Origin of the sequence: Dyadobacter chenhuakuii (assembly GCF_023821985.2) — a bacterium.
In the GTDB taxonomy this organism is placed as follows: Bacteria; Bacteroidota; Bacteroidia; order Cytophagales; family Spirosomataceae; genus Dyadobacter; species Dyadobacter chenhuakuii.
Window position 1 is genome coordinate 5645374 of the sequence record NZ_CP098805.1, and the last position, 24494, is coordinate 5669867.

The 24494-nt window shown below is 46.3% G+C and carries 22 protein-coding genes; 6 read left to right on the plus strand and 16 right to left on the minus strand.

The window, feature by feature from the left end:
- Positions 1–2 precede the first annotated feature (2 nt).
- The gene (locus NFI80_RS23715) at positions 3–1433 is read left to right on the plus strand and encodes a hybrid sensor histidine kinase/response regulator (RefSeq protein WP_233797161.1); all 1431 of its coding nucleotides are present in this window, start codon (positions 3–5) and stop codon (positions 1431–1433) included.
- Positions 1434–1630: 197 nt separating this feature from the next.
- On the opposite strand, the gene NFI80_RS23720 is transcribed toward NFI80_RS23715, so the two are convergent.
- From NFI80_RS23720 to NFI80_RS23745, 6 genes are all read right to left on the minus strand, one after another.
- The gene (locus NFI80_RS23720) at positions 1631–4753 is read right to left on the minus strand and encodes an efflux RND transporter permease subunit (RefSeq protein ID WP_235164039.1); all 3123 of its coding nucleotides are present in this window, start codon (positions 4751–4753) and stop codon (positions 1631–1633) included.
- A 107-nt stretch (positions 4754–4860) separates the two neighbouring features.
- Positions 4861–5949, minus strand: coding sequence for an efflux RND transporter periplasmic adaptor subunit (locus tag NFI80_RS23725; protein ID WP_235164040.1), 1089 nt, complete (start codon positions 5947–5949; stop codon positions 4861–4863).
- Positions 5950–5992: 43 nt separating this feature from the next.
- The gene (locus tag NFI80_RS23730) at positions 5993–7240 is read right to left on the minus strand and encodes a TolC family protein (protein WP_235164041.1); all 1248 of its coding nucleotides are present in this window, start codon (positions 7238–7240) and stop codon (positions 5993–5995) included.
- Between the two features lie 93 nt (positions 7241–7333).
- Entirely contained in the window at positions 7334–8701 is a 1368-nt protein-coding gene (locus NFI80_RS23735; RefSeq protein ID WP_235164360.1) for a sensor histidine kinase, read from the minus strand.
- Positions 8702–8703: 2 nt separating this feature from the next.
- The gene (locus tag NFI80_RS23740; RefSeq protein ID WP_026628294.1) at positions 8704–9390 is read right to left on the minus strand and encodes a response regulator transcription factor; all 687 of its coding nucleotides are present in this window, start codon (positions 9388–9390) and stop codon (positions 8704–8706) included.
- Entirely contained in the window at positions 9387–10427 is a 1041-nt protein-coding gene (locus tag NFI80_RS23745) for an App1 family protein phosphatidate phosphatase (RefSeq protein WP_235159343.1), read from the minus strand. Before NFI80_RS23745 ends, NFI80_RS23740 begins: the two co-directional genes overlap by 4 nt.
- 45 nt (positions 10428–10472) lie before the next feature.
- On the opposite strand from NFI80_RS23745, the gene NFI80_RS23750 reads away from it, so the two are divergent.
- The 3 genes from NFI80_RS23750 (at position 10473) to NFI80_RS23760 (ending at position 13922) form a co-directional block, all read left to right on the plus strand.
- On the plus strand, positions 10473–11348 hold the full coding sequence (locus tag NFI80_RS23750; protein WP_235164042.1) for a diacylglycerol/lipid kinase family protein: 876 nt from the start codon (positions 10473–10475) through the stop codon (positions 11346–11348).
- Positions 11349–11461: 113 nt separating this feature from the next.
- Positions 11462–12574 carry an alpha/beta hydrolase family protein gene (locus NFI80_RS23755; RefSeq protein WP_235164043.1) on the plus strand — a complete coding sequence of 371 codons (1113 nt, stop codon included), beginning with the start codon at positions 11462–11464 and terminating at the stop codon, positions 12572–12574.
- 13 nt (positions 12575–12587) lie between these two features.
- Complete coding sequence (locus tag NFI80_RS23760; RefSeq protein ID WP_235164044.1) at positions 12588–13922, plus strand: GntP family permease; 1335 nt, start codon at positions 12588–12590, stop codon at positions 13920–13922.
- On the opposite strand, the gene NFI80_RS23765 is transcribed toward NFI80_RS23760, so the two are convergent.
- From NFI80_RS23765 to sucC, 3 genes are all read right to left on the minus strand, one after another.
- Positions 13914–14237 (minus strand): nucleotidyltransferase domain-containing protein, encoded by a 324-nt coding sequence (locus NFI80_RS23765; RefSeq protein WP_235164045.1) that lies wholly within the window; start codon positions 14235–14237, stop codon positions 13914–13916. The two genes, NFI80_RS23760 and NFI80_RS23765, sit on opposite strands and share 9 nt — an antisense overlap.
- The gene (locus tag NFI80_RS23770) at positions 14210–14617 is read right to left on the minus strand and encodes a HEPN domain-containing protein (protein WP_235164046.1); all 408 of its coding nucleotides are present in this window, start codon (positions 14615–14617) and stop codon (positions 14210–14212) included. The genes NFI80_RS23765 and NFI80_RS23770 overlap by 28 nt, the downstream gene beginning before the upstream one ends.
- A gap of 186 nt (positions 14618–14803) precedes the next feature.
- A complete protein-coding gene (gene sucC / locus NFI80_RS23775) occupies positions 14804–16027 on the minus strand; it encodes an ADP-forming succinate--CoA ligase subunit beta (protein WP_026628290.1) in 1224 nt (407 codons plus the stop codon).
- Positions 16028–16116: 89 nt separating this feature from the next.
- Between sucC and NFI80_RS23780 the strand changes: the two genes are divergently transcribed.
- Positions 16117–16779, plus strand: a complete 663-nt coding sequence (locus NFI80_RS23780; protein WP_026628289.1) for an ABC transporter ATP-binding protein — start codon at positions 16117–16119, stop codon at positions 16777–16779.
- A gap of 148 nt (positions 16780–16927) precedes the next feature.
- Here the strand turns inward: NFI80_RS23780 and groL are convergent, their stop codons facing one another.
- Together groL and NFI80_RS23790 are read right to left on the minus strand one after the other, a co-directional pair.
- Entirely contained in the window at positions 16928–18559 is a 1632-nt protein-coding gene (gene groL, locus NFI80_RS23785; protein ID WP_235164047.1) for a chaperonin GroEL, read from the minus strand.
- A 57-nt stretch (positions 18560–18616) separates the two neighbouring features.
- A complete protein-coding gene (locus NFI80_RS23790; protein WP_026628287.1) occupies positions 18617–18913 on the minus strand; it encodes a co-chaperone GroES in 297 nt (98 codons plus the stop codon).
- A gap of 230 nt (positions 18914–19143) precedes the next feature.
- On the opposite strand from NFI80_RS23790, the gene NFI80_RS23795 reads away from it, so the two are divergent.
- Positions 19144–19851, plus strand: coding sequence for a hypothetical protein (locus NFI80_RS23795; protein WP_235164048.1), 708 nt, complete (start codon positions 19144–19146; stop codon positions 19849–19851).
- Positions 19852–19918: 67 nt separating this feature from the next.
- On the opposite strand, the gene secG is transcribed toward NFI80_RS23795, so the two are convergent.
- Genes secG through miaB form a run of 5 tightly spaced genes read right to left on the minus strand, consistent with a single transcriptional unit; the run spans position 19919 to position 24399 of the window.
- On the minus strand, positions 19919–20317 hold the full coding sequence (secG, locus tag NFI80_RS23800) for a preprotein translocase subunit SecG (protein ID WP_233797148.1): 399 nt from the start codon (positions 20315–20317) through the stop codon (positions 19919–19921).
- A 46-nt stretch (positions 20318–20363) separates the two neighbouring features.
- A complete protein-coding gene (locus NFI80_RS23805) occupies positions 20364–21017 on the minus strand; it encodes a DUF8458 domain-containing protein (protein WP_233797147.1) in 654 nt (217 codons plus the stop codon).
- Positions 21018–21069: 52 nt separating this feature from the next.
- Positions 21070–21624, minus strand: coding sequence for an LptE family protein (locus NFI80_RS23810; protein ID WP_235164049.1), 555 nt, complete (start codon positions 21622–21624; stop codon positions 21070–21072).
- On the minus strand, positions 21614–22918 hold the full coding sequence (locus NFI80_RS23815) for a sigma-54 interaction domain-containing protein (RefSeq protein ID WP_235164050.1): 1305 nt from the start codon (positions 22916–22918) through the stop codon (positions 21614–21616). The genes NFI80_RS23810 and NFI80_RS23815 overlap by 11 nt, the downstream gene beginning before the upstream one ends.
- Complete coding sequence (gene miaB / locus NFI80_RS23820; RefSeq protein WP_235164051.1) at positions 22915–24399, minus strand: tRNA (N6-isopentenyl adenosine(37)-C2)-methylthiotransferase MiaB; 1485 nt, start codon at positions 24397–24399, stop codon at positions 22915–22917. Before miaB ends, NFI80_RS23815 begins: the two co-directional genes overlap by 4 nt.
- Positions 24400–24494 lie beyond the last annotated feature (95 nt).

The window sequence follows — 24494 nt, forward strand, 5'->3', positions numbered from 1 at the left end:
GAATGAATACAAAATTAATAAGGGTCCTCCTGGTTGATGACGACGAGGATGATTACTTCCTCACACGTGAATATTTTCAGGAACTGGTCAACTGGAAGTTTGATATAACCTGGTGCTCCACTTTCAGGGATGCACAGCAGCATATCAAGGATCATAAATACGATCTGTATCTGTTTGATTACTTATTAGGTGAAAGCACCGGGATAGACCTGATCGAACTAGCCTGTCAGTTTGAATGTGAAGAACCGATTATTCTGCTGACAGGAAAAGGGGATACTAAAATCGCCGTAGAAGCATTGAGGCTGGGTGCAGCTGACTATCTGATCAAAAGCGAGCTGGATTCCGAAAAGCTTGAAAGAAGTATCCGGTATGCACTGGAAAGGACTTCGGTGCTGAAAGCTTTGAAACACAGTGAACGGCGTTACCGGAGGATTTTTGAAGAATCCAATGACTTCCTGTTCATCAGTGACCTTGCCGGGAACATTATCGATCTGAACGCCTCGGCCAGCGTATTAACGGGATATACGGAAGACGATCTCCGGCTCAAAAATATCCTGGAATTGCTGGAAGACGCGCAGTTTGATTCATTCTGGAACAATATAAAAGACCATCCGATCCACGATCTTGAAGTAAGGCTGGTGACCAAAGATGGTGACAAGAAATATTGCCTCTTTTCAGCAACGCTGGAAGTGGACGACGATCACCCGTATATACAAGGCAGGCTGCATGATATGACCGCTCGCAAGCAATCCGAAAGAGAAAGATTGTTTTCCGAAAAAATGGCCGTTACAGGTCGTTTGGTAAGAATGCTTGCCCATGAAGTCAGGAATCCGCTAACCAATGTTAACCTTTCCGCTGAACAGCTGGAAATGGAGTTGGTTGATGAAGACCAGAAGTTTTATACACAGATCATTAAACGGAATTGCAACCGGATCAATGACCTTATATCGCAGCTTTTGCAACCGTCCAGCTCGGCTGATATAGAGCTCGTTACGAGCTCCGTGCACACCGTTCTCATCCAGGCTATCGGCGCTGCCCTCGACCGGGTCCAGCTGAAGCGCATTCAGATCGTCAACCAGTTTGCTGAAGAGGAAATGGCATTGCCGCTTGATCCTGTTTCCCTGCAAATGGCCTTCCTGAACATTATTACAAATGCCATTGAGGCGATGGAAGAGGATAAGGGCATTCTGAGGATTACTACCAAAAGCCAGGGAGAGAACATTCAGGTTATTTTTACGGATAACGGCTGCGGTATCAGTGAAGAACACATGGAAAAGATCTTCGAGCCATATTTCACTGGAAAAAACAACGGAATGGGCATCGGCTTATCCACAACCATGAGCATCATCCACGCCCACCACGGCCGCATCGACGTGGAATCGGAGATAGGGACGGGGACGACGTTTACGATCACGTTTCAGAACGGGAAGTAGTAAGCACGTGGCCCCTGTCACCCTGAGCGTACCAGGCGGCCGATGGCCCTGTCACCCTGAGCGGACCGGGCGGCCGATGGCCCTGTCACCCTGAGCGGACCGGGCCGCCGGGCGGCCGAAGGGGCGTTACCACCAAGCAGTAACGCCCCCTTCGGCTCCGCTCAGGGTGACAGGAGGAGTGACTCCCAGCTTGCTTGCTAGCTTAAACCCTCTAAGCCCCCGCGCACAGCCCCACTTTTCCTGTTAAAAAATCCGTAAATAATCGGGAAGATCAGCAACGTTAGCACAGTGGCGGTAACCAGGCCTCCTATGACAACTATGGCCAGCGGTTTCTGGGTTTCCGAGCCGATTCCGGTGGACGTGGCAGCGGGCAGCAGGCCGATTGCGGCCATTAATGCGGTCATAATCACCGGTCTGATCCTGGACTTAACGCCTTCCCGGATCGCTTCATCCAGCGACATCCTTGCTGCCAGGTTTTTGTTGAAAACTGAGATCAGGATAACGCCGTTTTGTACACATAAACCAAACAATGCGATAAAGCCTACACCCGCCGAGATCCCAAAGTTCATATGCGTAACGTGCAGCGCCAGAATGCCGCCGATGAGTGCAAAAGGGACATTGACCAAGACCAAACCGGCATCTTTTGCATTATTAAACATGATAAACAAAAGTATAAAAATGCCGATAAGGCTGATAGGGACCACCTGTCCCAGGCGAGCCGTCGCCCTCACCTGATTCTCAAATTCTCCTGACCAGTTCACGGAATAACCCTTAGGCAGGTTTTTGAGCAATGGTTTTACCCGGTTTTGAGCATCCGCAATGGTGCTTCCCAGGTCGCGTTCACGAACGGAAAATTTGACGCCTATGAAACGTTTGTTGTTGTCCCGGTATACAAATGCGGGACCCGTAACCGTCCGGATGGATGATATTTCTTTCAACGGAATCTTTCCGCCGGTAAGCGTGGGCACCATGAGTTGCTGGATGTCGTCCACCGTGCGGCGATATTGCTCTTCGTAGCGCAGACGAATGTCAAATTTCCGTTCGCCTTCATACAGGATCGAAGCCGTTTTTCCACCGATAGCCATTTCAATAACTGCCTGTGCATCAGCTGTACTTACACCATATTGAGCCATTTTGTGGTCGTGTAAAATTACGCTGATCTCTGGCTGGCCAATGTTCCGCAAAATGCCGACGTCCTTAATCCCGGGCACATTCTTGATCGCCTCCAAAACCTGGTCTGCCTTTGCATTCAGTGTTTCGAGATCGTCCCCATAGATTTTGACCGCGTTGCTCGCATTCATCCCTGCAACTGCTTCCGCCACATTATCGATGATCGGCTGAGAATAATTGTAATTAATACCCTGGAACTGTTTCAGCTTCGTATCCATTTCTTCAATCAGCTGATCCTGGGTGATTTTCCGCTTCCACTCGTCCTTTGGTTTAAGATTAACCTGCATTTGAACGTAGTAAAAACCGGACGGATCGGTTCCGTCGTTGGAACGGCCGGTTTGCGATAAGACGCCATTCACTTCCGGGAATTCATTCAATTTAGCCCTAAGCGTGGTCACCATTTTGATCGTTTCGTTCAGGGAGCTGCTCATCGGCATTTTCGCTTCGACCCATAATGCGCCTTCATTAAGTGTCGGCAGGAACTCGGTTCCGAGAAATTTGGCTGAAAACAAGCTGAGACCCAGGAAAACAGTGGCAAATACCAGACTTAACTTCTTCCGTTTATAACACCATTCAAAACCATTGGTAACCGTCCTGTCGAAAAAACGAACGACCGGATTACTCTTCTCGCGGACGTTTTTATTCAACAATATCGAGCAAAGTACCGGAACCAGCGTTAATGTATAGAGTAATGCGCCTAGCAATGCAAATCCGAGCGTATAGGCAAGTGGGGTGAACATTTTACCCTCTACTTTCTGGAAACTGAAAATGGGGATCAATGCGGTGATAATGATCAGCTTGGAGAAGAAGATGGCCTTACCAAGCTCCCCACCTGTTTTTTTGATTAAACCAAGCTTTGATAACTTATTGAACCGATCCATTCCATTGCGATGCGCCAAATGATCCAGCGCCACAAAAATCCCTTCGACCATTACAACGGCGCCGTCGATAATGATCCCAAAATCAATCGCCCCCATCGAAAGCAGGTTAGCAGACATTCCCTTCAATTTCAGGCACATAAATGCGAACAAAAGCGCGAGAGGGATGATGATGGATACGATCACCGTCGTGCGCCAATCGGCCATGAAAAGAAAAACGATCACGGTTACCAGCACGATGCCCTCAATGAGGTTATGCTTTACGGTATGCGCGCAAAACTCGATCAGGTTATCACGGTCGTAGAATGTCACCATTTTGACATCCGGCGGAAGAATTTTTGTGTTCAGCTCCTCAACCTTATCCTTTATACGCGCCAGCACTTCGCTCGGATTTTCGCCTTTACGCTGCACCACAATGCCTTCCACAACATCATCGTTCCCATCTAGCCCAACCTGGCCCACACGTGGCATATCCGATTCCTTCACATTCGCAACATCCTTTACCAAAACCGGATTATCCTTTATGAACTCGACGATAATGTTCTGAATATCAGGAATGGAGTTCAGTAAACCGATCCCGCGCACCACATAGGCCTGCCCGTTTTTCTCGATCACATCACCGCCCACATTGACATTGCTTTTCGTTACTGCCTGATACACTTCCAGCGGCGTAATGTTGTACTTAACGAGCTTGGTAGGGTTAACCTGCACTTCGTAGATCTTCTCTCTACCTCCAAATGCAACTACGTCTGCAACGCCGGGAATACTTCGCAATTGCCTGTCGATGATCCAGTTGTGCAATGTTAGCAGCTCACGGCTGTCACGATCTTTACTTTTTAATGTAAACCTGAAAATCTCACCGGTCGGTCCGTACGGAGGCTGGACGTCCGGCTCGACGCCATCGGGGAGCGAGATGTTACGGAGCTGATTATTAACTTGCTGCCGTGCGAAGAAATCCTCTACATTATCATCGAAAATGATTTTGATAATGCTCAAACCAAACATTGTTGTGCTGCGCACATTCGTTTTTTGCTGAACCGAATTCATCGCAACTTCAATCGGAACGGTTACGAACCGCTCAATCTCCTCTGCGCTTCGTCCGTTCCATTGCGTAACGATAATGATCTGTGTATTAGTAACATCCGGAAACGCTTCCAACGGCGTGTCCCGATAGCTGACGATCCCTGCGATGATCAGCAGGCCGGTCATAAAGAATATGAAAAAGCGGTTTTTCAAAGAAAAGCCCACAATTCCCCGAATGAATTTATTCATTTTTGAATGAGTGAATGAGTGAATTTTGAATGAGTGAATGAGTGAATGAGTGAATGACTGAATGATTTTTTTTCTATTCACTCATTCACTCATTCAGTCATTCAGCATTAGTCATTTAGCGCGTCGTAAACGAGAAGTTGATTTTTGGAAATGATGGCTTCGCCGGGTTTCAGGCCGCTGGTAATGTAGGTCCTGTTGGCCAGGGAGCGGTAAATTTCGACGGGACGGGTTTCAATGTTGGACCGGCCGTGATAGACCATGACCCAGTTTTTACTACGGTCGAAAATGACAGCCTGGGATGGAATGGCTTGCATTTCTCCACCTTCCTCAAAGTTCAGGTTGACCGTTGCGTGCATTTCGGGTTTTAGTTTTAAACCTACATTTTGCAACTGAATACGGATTTTCATCGCTTTTGTATCCGGGTCGAGGACATTGTAAATTTTGTCCACTTTTCCTTTAAAAACTTCATTGGAAAAACTGATCGTACGCACATCAGCAGGCATTCCGAGTTTAATCTTGGAAATGTCGCTCTCATTCACATTGGCCATTACCCACACATCTGCAATCTGCCCGACTGTGAAAAGGCTCTCTGCATTATCCGATCGCAGCTGCATGCCGCGGTTCACGCTTTTGTCAATGATAAAACCGTTGATAGGCGACTTAACCGTGTAGTTTGTGGATTTCCCCAAACCATAGATCGAGAAAATTTCCTTCACCCGGCTCACATCCGCCTGCGCTTTGTCTACCACCTGGCGCGCCGTAATGACGTCCCGCTCAGGCACCAGCTTACTTTCAAAAAGATCCTCGGTAGACGACAAATTCTTTTGGGCAATGAGCAAATCAGATTGTGCCTGAATCATTTGTCTTTCAAAATCAGCAACTTCACCCGAACGGATCGTAGCCAGTTTCTGGCCTTTGCGAACATTGTCGCCCAATTCCACGTCGACTTCTTCCACATTGCCGCCTACCAAGGGGTAGATCTTAATTACCTGATTTTCATCAGGAACAACTTTTCCAACCAGTGTCAGCTCGTTACGGACCGGCTCGGTCTTCACCGTATCGAGCGTGATCCGGCTCATCATCGTGTCCGAAAGCATAAAGGCCTTCGATTCTTCGGGATCTTCTTTTGTAGTATTGCATCCGGTCAGCCATAGGCCCGCAGCGGCCAGCAGAACCATGCTCAGAGAATTTTTCATTGGAAAAATATTAGTGGCGATTGCCATGATGTGATAAATTCGATTAGTTAAAAAGCTCTTCACCGACTACGAAGTTGAGTTCTTCGTAAACCTTGATGCGGTCGGCTTGCAGGCGGTTATATTCCTTGATGCTTTCGTTGTAGGTTTCTATAAAATCGATGAATTCGAGGAGGGTAATGTTCCTTTTCTGGAAATTGTCGTAAATGCCTTTGCTAAGGAGCTGGAACTGATCCGAGAACTGGCTTTCGACGCCCTGGTAAGCCTTTTCAGCCACATTAACCTTCTGTAATGCGGCGTCAACCTGGTTGTTAATGCTGTTCACTTTGGCCGTTTCAGCCGTTTTGAAATAACTGATATTGCTTTTCGCAGCCTTGATGTTTCCCTGGTTCCTGTTGAAAAAAGGAAGGTCCATCGTGGCCGAAACGCCTACATAATTGTTCACGTAATTACTCGCCTGATCGTAAACCGCACCGAGCTGAATGTTAGGAACCGCCAGCGCTTTTTGTAAGGTGTAGTTCAATTCGGCCTGTTTCACTTCCGACTGCGACACTTTCAGGTCGGCGCGGCTTTCCATCGCCTTCGCTTTCAGCGCAGCCCCATTATACTGGCTAAGCTGGTAACGACGAACGGCTGCCGAATCCACAACCGACTTTACAGGCTGGTCAACATTCAATAATGTGCGCAGATCGCGCTGATTATCATGGAGTTCGAAAAGGATGTCGGCACGATCATTGGTCAATTGAAAGAGGAGGGCTTTAAGGCGGACAACTTCTTTGAGCGAGATATTTTTCCGGTTATATTCTTTATCAAACGCGCTTACGGTCGTGTTGAGCGAGGCGATTTGTGTGTCGTATAATGCAATGGTCTGTTCCAGATAATAAGACTCAAAAAAGATCTGGCGAAGGTCAAATTTTAATGTTCTGATGAGATCAAAAAACTGATATTCGCTTTTCCTGGTGGATTCCACATCCAATGCCACCTGCTTATTCCGTTTGCCGGCCCGGGTAATGAGCTGCTGAACAGTGAATGCTTTCTGGCCCTTGTTCCCTACGTCCAGAAAACCCCGAGAAGGATTATAAGCACTGATTTCGACGCCGAATGTGGGATTATTCCAAAGCTTGTCCTGGATCTCAATGGACTTGGCTATATCGATCTGATATTTTTCGGCAAGAATTTCAAGGTTGTTTTGAAGGAAAAGGCTGTCGGCCTGTTTGATCGAAAGCCTCAATGTGTCCTGTGCGTGCAGCTGAACTGCCAGGAATAGGAGGATCGTCGTGAAATAAGTTCGCATGTTTTCTGTGTTAGAATGATGCGATATTCCGACGCCGGTATTACAGGAGCCTTAAAATAAAGTTAGAAAAAAATTAGAATGGCCGAAACAGGCTCATACGTGGTTTAAACGCACCTGAAATTCACTTCCCTGGCCTGGCTCGCTCGTGACGGAGATCGTTCCGTGGTGCAGATCAATGATACGCTGGCAAATAGAGAGGCCTATTCCGAAACCGGGAACAGTCGTTGCATCCGACGACCGGTAAAAAGGATTGAAGATATGCGGCATGTCTTCGGGGCTGATGCCAATGCCCTGGTCCTTGAACTTCACAATGCACGATTTGTTGTCGGACGAGATCAGAATCCTAGCCTGGTGATCCGAAGAATATTTGCATGCATTATCCAGCAAATTGGAAAAAACCCTTTTCAATAATTCTTCATTTCCTTCGATAACAGTCTGATTTTCATCCTCCGGAATGTTTTCATAGTCAATTTCAACACGGTAATCGGGGTTGGCTGACAACAATTCTTCCTTAGCCGCAAAAGCAAGATCTTCTATGTGGATAGGCGCCATTTTCAACTGTCCCGAATGCTCGTAGGAGCGTGCGAGGAAAAGCAGATTATTGGTAATGCTGATGAGCCTTTCCGTGTCGGAAAAGAGGTTGGCAAAAACTTCGTCGAGGTCGGGATTATTTTTATTAAACCGCTGCCCCAGTTGGATTTCGGATTTCAGGGCGGCCAATGGTGTCCGCAACTCGTGGGAAGCATGTGAAACGAAGCTTTTTTGCTGTTCAAATGCATTGTGAAGGCGCACAAGCACCGTGTTGAAATTAATCGCAAGCTGCGCGATCTCGTCCTTTCGGTTGCCTTCATCAAGTTTTTGGGAGAGGTTTTGGGCCGTTATGAGCGAAACTTCATGATTGATCCGGCTGATAGGCCGCAATGCATTTCCGGCAAAATATATCCCCAGCCCGACAGTAACCGCAATGCCGGCTAAAAGGCCCCAACCCAATGTTTCGCGGAGATTGGTGAGTTTGCTATGCCCAAAAGTGTCATATGCCGACGCCAGCACGGTTAACGGCTCACTTTGCTCCTGATACAGCAGACCGATGACCTCGCTTCCGCCTTCGTGAAACTCGATATAATGCTTTTCCCGGACCTCATCCAGCAGCGAGGCTTTATAAGACAACAGTTTATCATCCACGCTGGAATAGATCAGCTCATTATCAGCATTAAAAATCAGCACTTTCTCGTCAAGCATTTCTGAAAGCGTGTTTTGGTCAATGGCTTTCAGCAAATGTTTGTCAATTCCTTTAACCTTTACCAGCAGCCGGCAAGTGGTGCGGGCGCGGCTTTTCAGGCGGTCATAAAATTCCTCCTGCCTGTAATGTTCGGAAACGCTGTAAATGGTGATTGAAAACAATAGCAGGATCGTCGCCACGAGGAGCGTGAATTGAAGAGCAATGCGATTCTTGATTTTCAGGGTCATTCTTCCTTCATAATGTAGCCCATGCCGGGCCGTGTGTGAATTAGCTTGGTAGCAAAGTCTTTGTCAACTTTTTTGCGTAAATAATTGATATACACCTCAACCACATTCGTACCCGGATCAAAATTGAGGTGCCATACGTGCTCGGCCAGGTCCATTTTTGACACAACCCTGCCTCTGTGCAAAAGGAAATATTCCAATAAGGCAAATTCCTTGGCAGTAAGGTCGATCATATTGCCGCCGCGGCTCACCTGCTTGGTCCCGAGGTTCATTTCAAGATCAGCAATCCGGAGCACTTTGTCCGTAGTTTCCGGATTGATAAGTTCCGAAACGCGCAATGCTGCATTGATTCTTGCGAGTAATTCTCTAAAATCGAACGGTTTAACGATGTAGTCGTCCGCTCCTCGTCCCAGCCCTTCCAGTTTATCCTCAATTTCTCCGTAAGCAGTAAGCATAATGATCGGCAGCGAAGGCTTGTAAATCCGGATCTGCTGGCAAACATCATGACCATTCATTCCCGGTAAATTTACGTCCAGCAAAACAAGGTCAAATTTTTTGTCCAAGGCCATTTGCTTCCCCGTAATGCCGTCGTGGGCAATTTCTGCTTCGATGTTTTCGGAGGCCAGTCCGCGGAAAATGTTCTGGGCAATCCGGCGATCGTCCTCAATAATCAGGATTTTTTTCATTGCAGGAGATCTTTTGATTCAATGATGGGCGCAATGGCCTCAATGGGTGCCTGAAACACAATTCCTGTGTCGAGGGAATGGATAATGGCTTTGTTACTGTGCGCAAAATAACAAACATCAATGCCGAGTTCCTGGATGTTTTTAAGGTTCAAGGTCGTCTCTGGTTTTGCTCGTCGCCGGGTTTGCCGAATGTAAACCGCGCGGATATTGGCAGAAAAATCCCGGCAGATCTGTTCATAAATTTCCGGATCTTTCTGAGAATCATCGCCTAACAAAATAAATTGCAGCTCGGGATAGAAATTGATAATGTTATGGATCTTGCGCAGCTTATGGTCATGAGATCCGCCGCCCGTGGAAACAAAATCATCCAGTCCCGACTTAATGGTCCGCAGCTTCAAAACAGCCTTTGGCAGGCCATTAAGCTCTGCAAAGCGAACGATCATATCATACAGATTCCATTCGCTGCTCGATACATAAAAGAAAATGTTGCTGTCCTTATGCGGATGCGTGCGGCTGGCGAACGACAGCAGCTGATAATGCTTGACGACGTCGTCGAACGGTTTCCTAGCCTGGACGTTTTTGGACAACAATACAAAGAGTTTCCGGAAAGACCGGCGGCTGTGTGAGATCAGAAAAGTGTCGTCAATGTCGGAAATGATGCCATAGGAGCTTTTGTAAGGCAGGAAAAATTCTTCCTGCGCGCTTCCCTGATATCGCTTTCCGTTCAGCTCATCGTCAACGGTAACCTCGTAAGTATGCCACCCGCTGGTCATTGGCTCCGTAAGCGGGACCTGAAAACGGAAATATCCATCGGCCTCGGCCGTCGCTTCGGCGGTAATATCGCCCAGCCTGAACACAACTTTTAAAAATGGAATGGTCTTAACAGAAAAGAGCTCAATGATCGTCCGTGCGTATCTGAACCCGCTTCTTGTATATTTTCGATCACCTGAGGGATATTTTTTGACGATATGCCCAAACACCACCAGCTCATTTTTATTGGCATATCCACGGTACAATTTTATGTCGCAACGTTTCATAACTATCTTTATCCCCGTACACTTGAAGTCCCTAATTTAGACAATATGTTTTCAGAACGAAAAGTTTTGTTGGTTGTAAATCCCATATCCGGTGATGTGAACAAGGATGTGGTTTTTGAAGAGGTAATTGAGATGGCAGCGGCAAAAGGTTATGATTTGCGTATCTATACAACAACCGGCGAGCATGATCTGGAAACGATCCGGGAAATGGTCATCAACATTAAGCCTGAACGTGTGCTGGTTGCGGGTGGCGACGGCACTATTTCGCAGACGGCCGAAGCAGTCCAGGGTTCTAATGTGGTGATGGGCATTATCCCGGTGGGCTCGGCCAACGGGCTAGCTATGGATTTCGGGGTTACCGGGTCTATTGCTGAGGCAGTTGAGGTGGCTTTTGGGGATAAGATCATTGGTATTGATGCGGTTTGTATCAATAATGAAATCAGTCTGCATTTAAGCGACATCGGATTGAATGCATTGCTGGTAAAAAATTATGAGAGCAGTGATACGCGCGGAAAACTGGGTTACGCACGTGAAATGCTGAAAACATTAAGCGAGCATGAAAACTTTTTGGTAAAAATTACAACAGCCAATGAAGTGATTGAAACCGAAGCGCTTATTGTGATTATCGCCAATGCGCAGAAATACGGGACTGGCGTTACCATTAACCCTACCGGCGATATGTCGGATGGTTTTTTCGAACTCGTTATTGCCAAAAAACTGGACTTCATAGAAACCGCGAAGATCCTGGCAGGCAGCACCGACTTCAATCCCGAGATTATGCGCGTGATTTCCGTTGAGAAGGCCACCATCGAATGCCCCGACAAAGAAGCACATTTCCAGATAGACGGGGAGTACAAAGGGATGGTCAGGAAACTTGAAGCGCACATTTTGAAGGAATACATCAGGGTGGCCATTCCCTGAGGTGATTTAAACAGTAAGCACCGCTGGTTTTCCTCTTTCGTAATAAAATCCGTTCAATCTCTTTCCGCTGGGTTATGAAAGTTGTTTTAATGTGCATGTTAAGTGCTTTTTGTATGTCTGCCACATTGTTTGCGCAGCAGGCAGAGTTATGCCAGGGCGCTTATTTTACAGAAGCGCAGGGAAAGGAATTTCTGGAAAAACATGCCGTCAAAACGAAACTTGAATGGGAAACGCGCGCAGCAGCCATCCGAAAGCAGATCCGTGAAGGGATGAATTTGCAGACTATGCCCGCCAAGCCGACCTCAAAACCGATCATTCACAGTAAAAAAGAAATGGACGGTTACTCCATCGAGAATGTGGCTTTCGAAAGCATGCCAGGGATTTACGTGACCGGGAATTTGTACAAACCATTAAAAAAGCAGCAAGCCTACGCAGGCATTCTTTGTCCCCATGGACACGGTGAAAATCCGCATGGCAGGTTTAGGGAACAAACGCAAAAACGTTGCGCAACGCTCGCACGCATGGGTGCTGTTGTGTTTGTTCTGGATATGGTAGGGCAGGGTGACTCCAAATATTGCGAACATAAAATGCCCAAAGCCCTTAAACTTCAAACGATCAATGCAGTAAGAGCACTGGATTTTTTAATGGCGCAACCCGGCGTTGATCCGGAAAGGATTGCTGTAACAGGCGAGTCGGGTGGGGGAACGCAAACTTTCCTTTTGGCTGCACTGGACGACCGCGTTAAGGTCACTGCACCCGTCGTGATGGTCTCATCTTACTTCTTTGGCGGATGCGTTTGTGAAAGCGGCCTTCCCATTCATAAAAAGGGCGATTACCAGACCAATAATGTTGAAATAGCTTCCCTAACCGCCCCGAGGCCCATGCTGCTCGTGTCTGACGGCGGCGACTGGACCAAGAATACGCCGGAAGTCGAATTTCCTTTCATTCAGAGCATTTACGGATTATACGGCAAGAAAGATCTGGTCGAAAACGTGCATTTACCTGACGAAAAGCACGATTATGGCCCTTCCAAGCGGAATGCGATGTACACCTTTATGGCGAAACAGCTTGGGCTGGATTTGAAAGCCGTCACCGATTCACAAGGTAAAATTGACGAAACACCTTCCAAACTGCTGGAACAGAAAGATCTGGAAGTTTTCAATGCGGCGCATCCCCGGCCGGCCAACGCGGTAATGGGGGATGAGGCTGTCATGAAAATGCTGTAAATCCAGACCTCCGATGATCATATTAATTGTTCTTGCGGCCGTTGTCTTCATTGTATTGAGTTCTACGGTGCTAAAAATGCACCCGCTGGTTGGCTTGCTGTTAGCTGCAATCGGCGTGGGCATCTTCGCCGGTCTGCCCATCGACAAGCTGGCCGAAACGATTGGAAAGGGTTTCGGGGAATTGATGTCGAAAATCGGGTTAATGGTCATTTTGGGCTGTGTGATCGGTGCAATTTTGGACAAATCCGGTGCTGCGATTAAGGTGGCAGATGTGATATTAAAGTTGTTCGGTGAAAAGCGCCCTGCATTTGCAATGGCAGTGATTGGTGGAATCGTCGGGATTCCAGTCTTTTGTGATTCGGGTTTTATTATCCTGCATAAGCTGAATCAGATTGTTGCCAAACGAACCGGAAAGCCGCTGGGAACCATCGCATTATCATTGTCAGGCGGTCTTTTTGCGACGCATACACTTGTTCCGCCAACGCCCGGCCCGTTATCCGCAGCAGGAAACCTCGGCATTGCGGATTCTGTGGGATTAGTCATATTGATAGGCCTGGTCGTTTCCATTCCCAGCCTTTTCCTTTCGACCTGGTTCGCGGGAAAATTTGCAAAAAATGTAGAAATCACAGAAAACTCAGCCGTCGAGCCACCCATCATCATTCACGAAAGCCGACTGCCTCCTGCGTGGAAAGCATTCATGCCAATTCTTTTGCCCATTATCCTCATTACCCTAGCCTCATTTGCAAGGATTCTCGATTTCCCGGAAACCTGGATAAAATGGCTGGGCTTTTTCGGCAGTCCGCTGGTTTCCTTCCTTATCGCCATCTTTTTCAGCTACTCCCTTTTCCCGGAATACGCCTCGGAAAGAATGATGGCCTGTTTCAAAAGTGGAATAGAACATTGCGGAACAACTTTGGTGCTGGTAGGAGCAGGCGGAGCCTTCGGCGCGATCTTAAAAGAAACAACATTAAAAGACATGGTCAGCGAATGGCTGCTCCACAACGAAATGTCTGGCGCCTATCTCCTGGTAATCACCTTCCTCATCGCCGCCTTCTTCAAAACAGCACAAGGCTCAACTACATCCGCGATGGTGCTGACAACCAGCATTCTGGCACCATTGCTAGCATCATTAGGCTTCGTTACACCCATTCAAATCACATTAGTTGTCATGGCAGTAGGAAGCGGTGCCATGGTCGTATCCCACACCAACGACGCCTGGTTCTGGGTCGTTTCGCAGTTTACGGGGATTTCAGCGAGGGATACTTATCGAACGCATACGATTCTTACTGGATTGCAGGGGTTGGTGAGTTTTTTGGTGGTGATGGTGTTGTGGGTGTTGCTAGGCTGAGTGGTTCAATTTAATGCCTGTTTTCCTTATCTCAGCTGCAAAAGGATTATTTAATGAAAGCATATCCTGCTTTGATATTGGATGCGGCTCGATTCTGGAATCAAATTGAGAAGCCAACATCATGAGCCTTACTTGCGTATCAAATCTCTCGGCTTCCGGCAAGTGCTCAATTACCAAGGCAATGTCAATATCGCTTTCTGAGCGGGAATTGTTCCTGGCATAAGATCCGAACAAATAAGCCGCAACTAGGCCTGGTTGATTCTTAGAGACGGTAGAAACAAAGCGCTCTAATGTTTGATTAAGTCCTTGATCCATTGTCTATATTCTTTTAGTTGCTCAATCCAGTTGCCAGTAAATTCCGGTGTGCAGGTTTTTTGGAAACTCATTTTGTAGTCGTCATATCTGCTATTGATATTAAAAGCAGTCACTGATACAAGAAACAACTTCCTTTTCTCATCTAGTTCAATATTACTTTTTTCAGCAATTCTTAACAAGTTATGCGTAAATGGTGGAAATTCATTGTTGACCTTAACAAAAAGTGCTTTCAAAAGCTTCTCTATCATTAAATGTCCTACGAATAAGCTCCATGCGTAGCGTTTGCTGTCCAGCATTGCCATCATTGTTTCAAAGTCATCGTCCGAACTTCTGATCCAGTAGTTAATAACTTTCTCCTTGTCAAATCCTGCTTCGTTCATATGCAAAAGTATGGGTTTTATAAGATTGTCAGTCTCAACAAAGCTCATAAACGCCTGTCACCCTGAGCGGAGTCGAAGGGGCGTTACTACCTAGGTGATAACGCCCCCTTTCGGCTCCGCTCAGGGTGACAGTGTAAGTGACTCCGCTCAGGTGACAGGTCAAATATAACTTTACTGCAAGTCTTCTTAAACTCCCAGCTCGGCCAGAACCTCTGAAACCTTAGCAGCTGCTTCTTTAAACTCAATAGCCGAAGAAACCTTAAGTCCAGACTCATTAATAATCCGAGCTCCTTCTTCTGCGTTTGTTCCTTGCAGACGAACGATGATGGGAACCGGAATTTCGCCGATGGCTTTGTAAGCTTCCACAACACCAGCAGCAACGCGGTCGCAACGAACGATTCCACCAAAGATGTTGATCAGGATTGCTTTTACGTTCGGGTCTTTTAGAATGATACGGAAACCTGCTTCTACGGTGCGTGCGTTTGCGCCACCCCCAACATCCAGGAAGTTCGCAGGCTCGCCGCCTGAAAGCTTGATAAGGTCCATTGTAGCCATAGCAAGACCAGCACCATTTACCATGCAACCCACGTTTCCGTCCAGTTTCACATAGTTCAGGTTGTTTGCGCCTGCTTCAACTTCCAAAGGATCTTCCTCGTTTGTGTCACGCATTTCAGCCAATTCCGGGTGACGATATAGTGCATTGTCATCCAAATCAACTTTTGCATCAACGGCAAGGATTTTATTGTCAGATGTTTTCAAAACCGGGTTGATTTCAAACATCGCTGAATCACTTTCAATGTATGCTTTGTAAAGCGAAGTGATGAATTTCACCATTTCTTTGAAAGCATCACCTTCAAGGCCCAAAGCAAAAGCAACTTTACGCGCCTGGAATGGCTGCAAACCTACTTTTGGATCAATCCACTCTTTCATGATCTTCTCAGGCGTGTGCTCAGCAACTTCTTCAATGTCCATCCCGCCTTCGGTGCTGGCCATGATTACATTGCAGTTGCGTCCACGGTCAAGGAGGATCGAAAGATAGTATTCTTTCGGCTCGCTTGGTCCTGGATAGTACACGTCTTCGGCAATAAGCACTTTGTTAACACGCTTGCCATCAGGGCCAGTCTGGTGTGTAACCAGGACTTTTCCCAGAATATTGTTGGATATGGTGCGTACATCTTCAACAGATTTCGCAAGGGCAACGCCACGTTGTTCTGTTCCAACGATGCGGCCTTTTCCACGTCCACCTGCGTGGATCTGAGATTTAACAACATACCATTTGGTACCAGTCTGCTGGCTAAGCTCACGCGCAACTTCTACTGCCTTGTCCGGAGTGTCGGCTACGAGCCCTTCCTGAATACGCACACCGTATTTTTTAAGAACGCTTTTGCCTTGATATTCGTGAATATTCATGAGTATAAAAGTAAATTGGTATTTTCACGGCAAATTAAGGAATTAATCAAAACGGGCGTAGGTTTCAGTCCAATTATCTTCTCCATAATATGAATTTACTGCGGGCGAGCGGGATCAGGCGCACATATGGTTCCTTACAAGTGTTGAAGGGGATTGATCTGGAAGTGGAGCAAGGCGAAGTGGTGGCTATTGTAGGGCCATCCGGTGCAGGCAAAAGTACTTTTCTGCACATCCTGGGAACATTAGACCGGCCGGAGCAAGGTTCTGTTTTTATCGAAGACGTAAATGTTTTTACACAAAAAGACAAAGACCTCGCACGTTTCCGCAACGAAAAAATAGGCTTCATTTTCCAATTTCATAACCTGCTTGCCGAGTTTACTGCATTAGAAAATGCGTGCATGCCGGGCTATATCAATGGTTCGATGAATGAAAAAGATATTCTGGAAAGAGGAAAAGAATTGCTGGAAATGCTTGGTTTGAAGGATAGGGCCAATCATTTGCCCTCACAACTTTCCGGTGGTGAGCAGCAGCGTGTTGCAGTTGCGAGAGCACTGTTAAACAAACCGTCCATCGTGCTCGCGGATGAACCGAGCGGTAACCTCGATTCGCATAATGCATTGGAACTCCACCAGTTGTTCTTCAAGTTGCGGGACGAGTTCGGACAAACATTTGTAATCGTTACGCATAACGAAGATCTGGCTGCTATGGCGGATAGAAGACTGGTGATGCAGGATGGTTTTATGCAGCCGTAAAAATATTTTTATATAAATGTGTGACTTAATTGAAACTGATTCGTCTAAACGAAGAAGTTTTTCATAAATGTTGTAAAAGCAAATAGCCGTCCGGAATTTCCGGACGGCTATTTTTTGCATTATAATGTTCAGTCTGAACAAAATGATATTACATCATTCCGCCCATTCCGCCGCCGTGGCTGTGACCGCCACCAGCAGGAGCTTCTTCTGGCTCGTCAGCAATCACACATTCTGTTGTCAACAACAGACCTGCGATAGATGCTGCGTTTTCAAGCGCAAGACGAGATACTTTTTTCGGGTCAATGATACCAGCTTCCAAAAGGTCTGTGTAAACATTGTCCTTCGCATTGTAACCGTAAGCGCCGGTTCCTTCTTTCACTTTCGCAACAACTACGGATGGCTCCTGGCCTGAGTTAGAAACGATTGTTCTTAAAGGAGCTTCCAAAGCTACGCGGATGATATTGATACCCGTTGTTTCGTCTTCGTTGTTGCCTGTCATGCCTTCCAAAGCAGCAGTTGCGCGGATGTAAGCCACACCACCACCAGCTACGATGCCTTCTTCAACAGCAGCACGAGTTGCGTGCAATGCATCGTCAACGCGGTCTTTTTTCTCTTTCATTTCAACCTCAGTTGCAGCTCCGATGTAAAGGATAGCTACACCACCTGACAATTTAGCAAGGCGTTCCTGAAGTTTTTCGCGATCGTAATCAGAAGTTGTATTTTCGATCTGCGCTTTGATCTGGTTTACACGGCCCTGAATATCTTCAGAGTTACCTGCACCATTTACCAAAGTTGTGTTGTCTTTGTCGATAATTGCTTTTTCGCAAGTTCCAAGATAATCCAAAGTAACGTTTTCCAATTTGAAACCACGTTCTTCGCTGATCACTTGTCCTCCGGTGATTACTGCGATGTCTTCAAGCATTGCCTTACGACGGTCACCGAAACCAGGAGCTTTTACAGCAGCCACTTTCAAGGCGCCACGAATTTTGTTTACTACCAATGTAGCAAGTGCTTCTCCGTCAACATCTTCTGCCAAAATAAGCAAAGGACGGCCAGTTTGTGCAACTGCTTCAAGAACTGGAAGCAATTCTTTCATTGAAGAAACTTTCTTCTCAGAAATCAAGATATATGGACGCTCAAGATCAGCTTCCATTTTCTCAGTGTTTGTTACGAAGTATGGAGACAGGTAACCACGGTCAAACTGCATACCTTCCACAGTTTTAACTTCTGTTTCTGTTCCGCGTGCTTCTTCAACAGTGATAACACCTTCTTTTCCTACTTTTTCCATCGCCTCAGCAATCATCTGACCGATTTCTTCGTCATGGTTAGCAGAGATTGTTGCAACCTGAGCGATTTCTTTTGAAGTAGAAATTACTTTTTTCTGTCCTTCAAGATTTTTAGTGATGACAGCAACGGCTTTATCGATACCGCGTTTCAAATCCATTGGATTTGCACCCGCAGCTACGTTTTTAACACCGATTGAATAGATAGCCTGAGCCAAAACAGTTGCAGTTGTTGTACCATCACCTGCAGAATCAGCAGTTTTAGAAGCAACTTCTTTCACCAACTGAGCACCCATGTTTTCGATAGGGTCTTTCAGATCGATTTCTTTTGCAACCGTCACACCATCTTTTGTGATGCTAGGCGATCCGAATTTCTTATCGATAACTACGTTACGACCACGTGGTCCTAATGTTACTTTAACGGCGTCAGCCAATGTATCAACACCGCGCTTAATTTTATCACGAGCTTCGGTATCGAAGAAAATTTTCTTAGACATACTAATTAATCGTTTTGATTTTCTTGATTAAACTTATTGAATAGGACTTGATAACAATTAACCAATGATGGCATAAATGTCAGACTCACGCATGATCAGCACATCTTTGCCTTCATACGCCAATTCAGTACCTGAATATTTTCCGTATAATACGGTGTCACCTACCTTAACGGTCATCGGCTCGTCTTTTTTACCCGGGCCCACTGCTACAACAGTTCCACGTTGAGGCTTTTCCTTTGCAGTATCAGGGATAATGATACCAAATGCTGTTTTTTCTTCGGCTGGGGCTGGTTCTACAAGAACACGATCAGCCAGAGGTTGTACGTTCACTTGTATTTCTGCTAAAGTTGACATAAATATTAAACGTTTGTTTTTTGATTGTCAGTAATAGATTTGACTGAAACAAGTAAGCACAATCTATGCCAGCGAGTTCCGGCTGACATTTTTTCCGGCAAGTGTGACAAATTTGTACCGAACCTTGCCGTTATATAATTATTAGAAGCAATTATAATGTCATGCACGGCATAAGAATTGTTTAGCGAGTGAAAATGCTTAAATTTTATCGGCAACAAATTTCGAATCCCATGAAAAACCTCCAAAAGAACTGGTTAACAGAAGGAATTTTTGATTTTGAGTACAAAAAATATGTGCTGCAGGCCTATTTACAGCATATCGACAGCCAGTTTACACAGCATAAGCTCCACCCGCATCTGCCAGATCTGCAATTTCATTTTGATTCCTGCATCCACATCCGCGCCACCAAAAGGGAGATCAAAACGTCTTTCCCAAAGAACGTGACAGGCGTCAATTTGCAGACTTGGAAACTGGAATACGAAGAAACACATCACGACGATCCTTATCTCGAAGAACTGAACTATATCCTGGACTTTGCCATTCCGCGTTTCTCGCGTGCTTTGGAGCATGGCGCCGAGCGTTTCAGTGAAGTGGGGGAGAACATTAAAATTTCGCCGGTGGGCATTGTACCGCTAAGGCTGGAAGAGGGTTATCTTCTCTTTTTACACACATTCCAGCCGCTTGTAAGTGTGTTTGAATATCAGCTGGCGCTTTATAACGAAATGAAAGAGCGTTATCTCAAAACGACTTTTGTGGATACCGTCCGAATTGGTTTAGGGAATACGGTTTCTCAGATCAAAGTTGATCTTACCAAAAAGAACAAATCCCTGCCTAATCCTGCCACCTATATTGTTGAATCAAAATACGATTATCCTTTGCATGAGGCGCTTTTGCCTGTGGCCAAGAAGCTGATCTTGAAGCAAATGAACATTGCTTAATTAAATGCCCGAACACAAAAAAGGCTCATGATGCAACTCATGAGCCTTTTTTAATAACTTAAATATCTTATTTTGAGCTGTCCGCTGGTGCTGCTGGTGTAGCAGCCGGCGTCGTTGCTTCGCCTCCCGCAGGAGCCGCCGCGCCAGGAGCTGGTGCAGGAGCAATGTTTCCGCCAGGAATTACCGTATTCTGAGCCTTATCCACATTGACACTGTTAATGCCGCCAGTTTGTGCGGTTCCGCCAACGATAATGTATGAAGCAAGGGAAATCAGGATAACGGCGCCTGCAAGTCCCCAGGTGATTTGTTCCAATAAATCGGTTGTCTTTTTAACACCGAACATTTGGGTGGTTCCTGCTCCGCTAAACTCGCTGGAAAGTCCTCCTCCTTTTGAATTCTGTACCAATACAACCAGGATCAACAAAACAGCGATGATCGCAACCAAGATAATTAAACCCAAATACATGCCTTTTCTTAATTTTGAATGATAGAATGAGTGAATGTGTGATTTTTTACAACCTATACAACTCGCTTAATTTTTTCGCAAAGTAATTCCTTTTTTCTGGTTTTTTCAAGATCAATTTTTGATACAGGTCAATTGCCTTTTCAATTTTGCCTTGTCGTACCAATATTTTTGCAAAAGCTTCGGTTTCAATGCTTCCCGCGCCCGACTCTGCAACGCGCCCGCTGACATCAACAGCAACAGGTTCCAGATTGTTATCCTGACGAATGATACGCGGGTTCTTTTTCATAAAACCCTGGATAATCTGCTGCTGCCTTTTCTGCTCTTCGGAAACAATGTTTTGTAAGCTTACCGTCTCTTGCTCCACCAGGCTGATCAGGATATCTTCACCGTTCTGCGGGACCGATTTTTCCTGTGCCTCGATCACTTCTTCAATGTTAACCGTTGCGTCGTAACGCTCCGTGTCACTTTCTACAAGCTGCTGTAATGCAACCCGGCTCAGTGCGTAAGCCGCCGCACGCGGACGGGTTTCGTCTAATTTCTCCGTTCCGGCAACACTGGATGCCTTCGCCAATAAAGAATAGGAAATCTGGCAATAAGGAAATGCCTTTATCGTCGCTTCGAGCGCTTCGATCACCTCCGTGCCTGCTGCATGAGGATGTTTGACCAGATTGCTGAAAGCTTCCTTTTCAATGATGGACATATGGGCCTTGAAAGTTGAAATAAAAATTGAAGTTAGACAAAACGATAATCTACTACCAGTCTGCGGCAGATTTATTAAAGATCTGCTGAACTAAATTTTCGCGGATAGTAGGCAGAAGCCGCGCTTCATTTTGGTTAAGCGTTTGATCCTGAGGAAAGTCGGCATAGTAAGTGAAAGATTGGTCAAAATTCTTGGTTTCGTCTTTTGCATTGGTGTAACGCACCTGAACGGTGACATTCAAACGGTTCAAACCGGCCTGGTCATTCGCGGTAGGAGCGGCCGCGAGCACGTCGTAACCTGTAATAGAACCTTCCAGAACCAGGTCGCCGCCACCAGGCTGACTGATCAAGCTCGTGTTTCGCTGGAAATATTCTTTCAATTCCTCCGTAAGTCTTTGTGGCAGATCCGACGGTCCACCCGCAGTTCCCATCGTGAAATTAAGCACGCTGAATGTCTTGATATCCGGAGACAAATTGGTCCCGGTAAAAGAATAAACGCCACAGCCCGACATGAAAACGGAGCAATGCAGGACAAAAAAGAGGGTTAGCAACCTTTTGGTATTCATCGAAACGCGCATTGTACAAATGCTTTTTATTCTATTCTTCAATGTCATACTGCTTAATTTTCCTGTATAACGTCCGTTCCGAGATGCCCAATGCACTTGCAGCGTATTTTCGTTTGTTATTATTCTTCCGTAATGCCTTGATGATCATTTCCTTTTCCTTGTCTTCGAGCGATAAGGATTCTTCCTCAGCCGTGACGTGCATAACGTCTTCAATTTCACTTCTTTCGTCTGAATATCTGTCCAGATCAACCGTCCGCGAAGGGACTGGTGAAAGCAGGCGTGCGGGTTCAAGGGTAGGCGTGTGCGAATGTGTTGCGGGATCAGCCGTGTTCAATGAGCTGAACAATTCCTGATGGTCTTTCAGGATTTCGCCTCCGTACTTTTCATTTTCCAGAACATTACGGACCAGCTTTTTAAGCTCTGTCATGTCCCTGCGCATATCAAAAAGGACCTTATACAGCAATTCCCTTTCAGAGAACGAGCTGCCCGCCGGATCTTCACCGGAACGTAAGGTAATCAGCGCTTTTCTTCCTGCTGGCTGGACGGGATTCAGGTAATTATTTAATGTTTCGCGAGAAATCGGCAGTTCTTTATCAGTTTCCAGGATCGTGATCTGCTCGGCTATATTTTTGAGCTGACGAATGTTGCCGGGAAACGCATATTGCATCAGCAAGTCACGTGCTTCCGAATCCAATCGCACGGGTTTTGTCCTGTATCTTTCCGAGAAATCATTGGTGAACTTCCTGAATAGCAACAATATATCCTCACCACGATCCCGTAAAGGCGGAACGTAAATGGGGACTGTATTTAAGCGATAGTAAAGATCTTCACGAAATTTTCCATTGTTCACGGCATCCAGCAGATTCACGTTGGTCGCTGCTACAACACGCACATTGGTTTTCAGAACTTTGGAAGATCCTACCCGGATATATTCCCCGTTTTCCAAAACACGTAAAAGCCTCGCCTGCGTGCCCAGGGGCATTTCCCCAACCTCATCCAGGAAAATGGTCCCGGTATTCGTTGTTTCAAAATATCCTTTTCTTGAATCCAATGCACCCGTAAATGCACCTTTTTCGTGCCCGAAAAGCTCTGAATCAATGGTTCCTTCGGGAATGGCACCGCAGTTGATGGCGATGAAAGGCCCGTGTTTGCGGGAACTGAGGCTGTGGATAATTTTGGAAAAAGACTCCTTTCCGCTGCCGCTTTCGCCGGTGATGAGCACGGTGAGATCTGTGGCGGCAACCTGCACACCAACGTTGATCGCGTGATTCAGTCCCGGGGAAGTCCCTATTATTCCAAAACGGTTCTTTATTGCTTGTATTTCAGCTGGATTCATGAAACGGGTACTTTTTCAACCGCGTAACCGCGAAGCGTCGCAGCGGTCGTGTCTGTAATTAAAACGTCGACATAATCGCCTACTTTGAAATTTTCGCGGGGGAATATGACTCTTTTATTTTGGTCACTGCGTCCTGTAAAGTCATTTACAGACCGCTTGGAAGTGTTTTCAACCAGCACTTTCTGCACGGTGCCGATCAGTTTCTGGTTGCGTTCCAGGGAAATCCTTTGTTGTATATCAATAATTTCCGCAAGCCGCCGCTGCTTAATGTCCGCCGGAATGTCATCCGCGTATTTCTTGGCAGCCAATGTTCCCGGACGTTCGGAATAGGCAAACATATAGCCGAAGTCAAACCGCACATATTCCAGCAGCGAAAGTGAATCCTGGTGCTCTTCTTCCGTCTCCGAACAAAAACCGGCGATCATATCATGGGAAATGGCACATTCATCACCCAAAATCCGGCGGATGCTGTCGATTCTTTCGAGATACCATTCGCGGTTGTAAGTCCGGTTCATCATTTCCAGCACGCGGCTGTTGCCATGCTGCGCCGGAAGGTGAATGTATTTGCAAATGTTGTCGTACTTTTTAATGGTATGAAGCACTTCATCCGTAATGTCTTTCGGGTGCGAAGTGCTGAACCTGACCCGCAATTCCGGGCTGATCTGCGCCACCATTTCCAGCAATTGTGCGAAGTTCACCTGGGTTTCCAATGTGCCATTATCAACATTGGTGGAGATGGCGGTGACGCTGTTTGGCGCCTGCCATTTATAGCTGTCCACATTCTGGCCCAGCAACGTAACTTCCTTATAACCATCATCAAAAAGATCCTGCGCCTCTTTTACAATCGAGAAAGGATCACGGCTACGCTCCCGGCCACGCGTCATAGGCACTACGCAAAAACTGCACATATTGTCACAGCCGCGCATAATGGAGACCAATGCAGTTACGCCATTAGAATTCAGCCGGATAGGGGAAATGTCGGCGTAGGTTTCTTCTCTTGACAAAAATACGTTCACACCTTTCTGGCCCGTCTCCGCTTCTTCCACTAATCTGGGCAGATCGCGGTATGCGTCGGGTCCGGTGACAATGTCAACCATCTTTTCCTCTTCCAGCAATTTCGCTTTGAGGCGTTCTGCCATACAACCCAGCACACCGATTAATGTGCCCGGCTTTTTCTTTTTTATAACATTAAGTTGCCTTAATCTCGTCCTGACGCGCTGCTCGGCATTGTCGCGGATGGCGCAGGTGTTTAAAAATATCAGATCTGCATTATCAACGTCGGAAGTGGTTGCAAAACCCGCCTCACGCATGACGGAGGCCACAATCTCGCTGTCTGCGAAATTCATCTGGCAGCCGTAACTTTCAATGAAAAGTAATTTTTTGTTAAAAGCCGGCTCATTTTCGGAAATACGGACTGTCTCACAGGCAACTTTGTCCTCCTCAGTCAATATTTTCAAAGTCTCTGCAATTCTATTTTCCATGGAAGGGATTTAACAAATTTTCAAAAGAAACTCACGGCATAGGACTGCCGATTTGAAGTTTCGGGATTACAAATATAGAAAGAATCTGGTAAAAA

Coding starts and splice junctions, on each gene's coding strand:
- NFI80_RS23715 (WP_233797161.1), top strand. CDS start 3: ATGAATACAAAATTAATAAGGGTCCTCCTGGTTGATGACGACGAGGAT.
- NFI80_RS23720 (WP_235164039.1), bottom strand. CDS start 4,753: ATGAATAAATTCATTCGGGGAATTGTGGGCTTTTCTTTGAAAAACCGC.
- NFI80_RS23725 (WP_235164040.1), bottom strand. CDS start 5,949: ATGAAAAATTCTCTGAGCATGGTTCTGCTGGCCGCTGCGGGCCTATGG.
- NFI80_RS23730 (WP_235164041.1), bottom strand. CDS start 7,240: ATGCGAACTTATTTCACGACGATCCTCCTATTCCTGGCAGTTCAGCTG.
- NFI80_RS23740 (WP_026628294.1), bottom strand. CDS start 9,390: ATGAAAAAAATCCTGATTATTGAGGACGATCGCCGGATTGCCCAGAAC.
- NFI80_RS23745 (WP_235159343.1), bottom strand. CDS start 10,427: ATGAAACGTTGCGACATAAAATTGTACCGTGGATATGCCAATAAAAAT.
- NFI80_RS23750 (WP_235164042.1), top strand. CDS start 10,473: ATGTTTTCAGAACGAAAAGTTTTGTTGGTTGTAAATCCCATATCCGGT.
- NFI80_RS23755 (WP_235164043.1), top strand. CDS start 11,462: ATGTCTGCCACATTGTTTGCGCAGCAGGCAGAGTTATGCCAGGGCGCT.
- NFI80_RS23760 (WP_235164044.1), top strand. CDS start 12,588: ATGATCATATTAATTGTTCTTGCGGCCGTTGTCTTCATTGTATTGAGT.
- NFI80_RS23765 (WP_235164045.1), bottom strand. CDS start 14,237: ATGGATCAAGGACTTAATCAAACATTAGAGCGCTTTGTTTCTACCGTC.
- NFI80_RS23770 (WP_235164046.1), bottom strand. CDS start 14,617: ATGAACGAAGCAGGATTTGACAAGGAGAAAGTTATTAACTACTGGATC.
- sucC (WP_026628290.1), bottom strand. CDS start 16,027: ATGAATATTCACGAATATCAAGGCAAAAGCGTTCTTAAAAAATACGGT.
- NFI80_RS23780 (WP_026628289.1), top strand. CDS start 16,117: ATGAATTTACTGCGGGCGAGCGGGATCAGGCGCACATATGGTTCCTTA.
- groL (WP_235164047.1), bottom strand. CDS start 18,559: ATGTCTAAGAAAATTTTCTTCGATACCGAAGCTCGTGATAAAATTAAG.
- NFI80_RS23790 (WP_026628287.1), bottom strand. CDS start 18,913: ATGTCAACTTTAGCAGAAATACAAGTGAACGTACAACCTCTGGCTGAT.
- NFI80_RS23795 (WP_235164048.1), top strand. CDS start 19,144: ATGAAAAACCTCCAAAAGAACTGGTTAACAGAAGGAATTTTTGATTTT.
- secG (WP_233797148.1), bottom strand. CDS start 20,317: ATGTATTTGGGTTTAATTATCTTGGTTGCGATCATCGCTGTTTTGTTG.
- NFI80_RS23805 (WP_233797147.1), bottom strand. CDS start 21,017: ATGTCCATCATTGAAAAGGAAGCTTTCAGCAATCTGGTCAAACATCCT.
- NFI80_RS23815 (WP_235164050.1), bottom strand. CDS start 22,918: ATGAATCCAGCTGAAATACAAGCAATAAAGAACCGTTTTGGAATAATA.
- miaB (WP_235164051.1), bottom strand. CDS start 24,399: ATGGAAAATAGAATTGCAGAGACTTTGAAAATATTGACTGAGGAGGAC.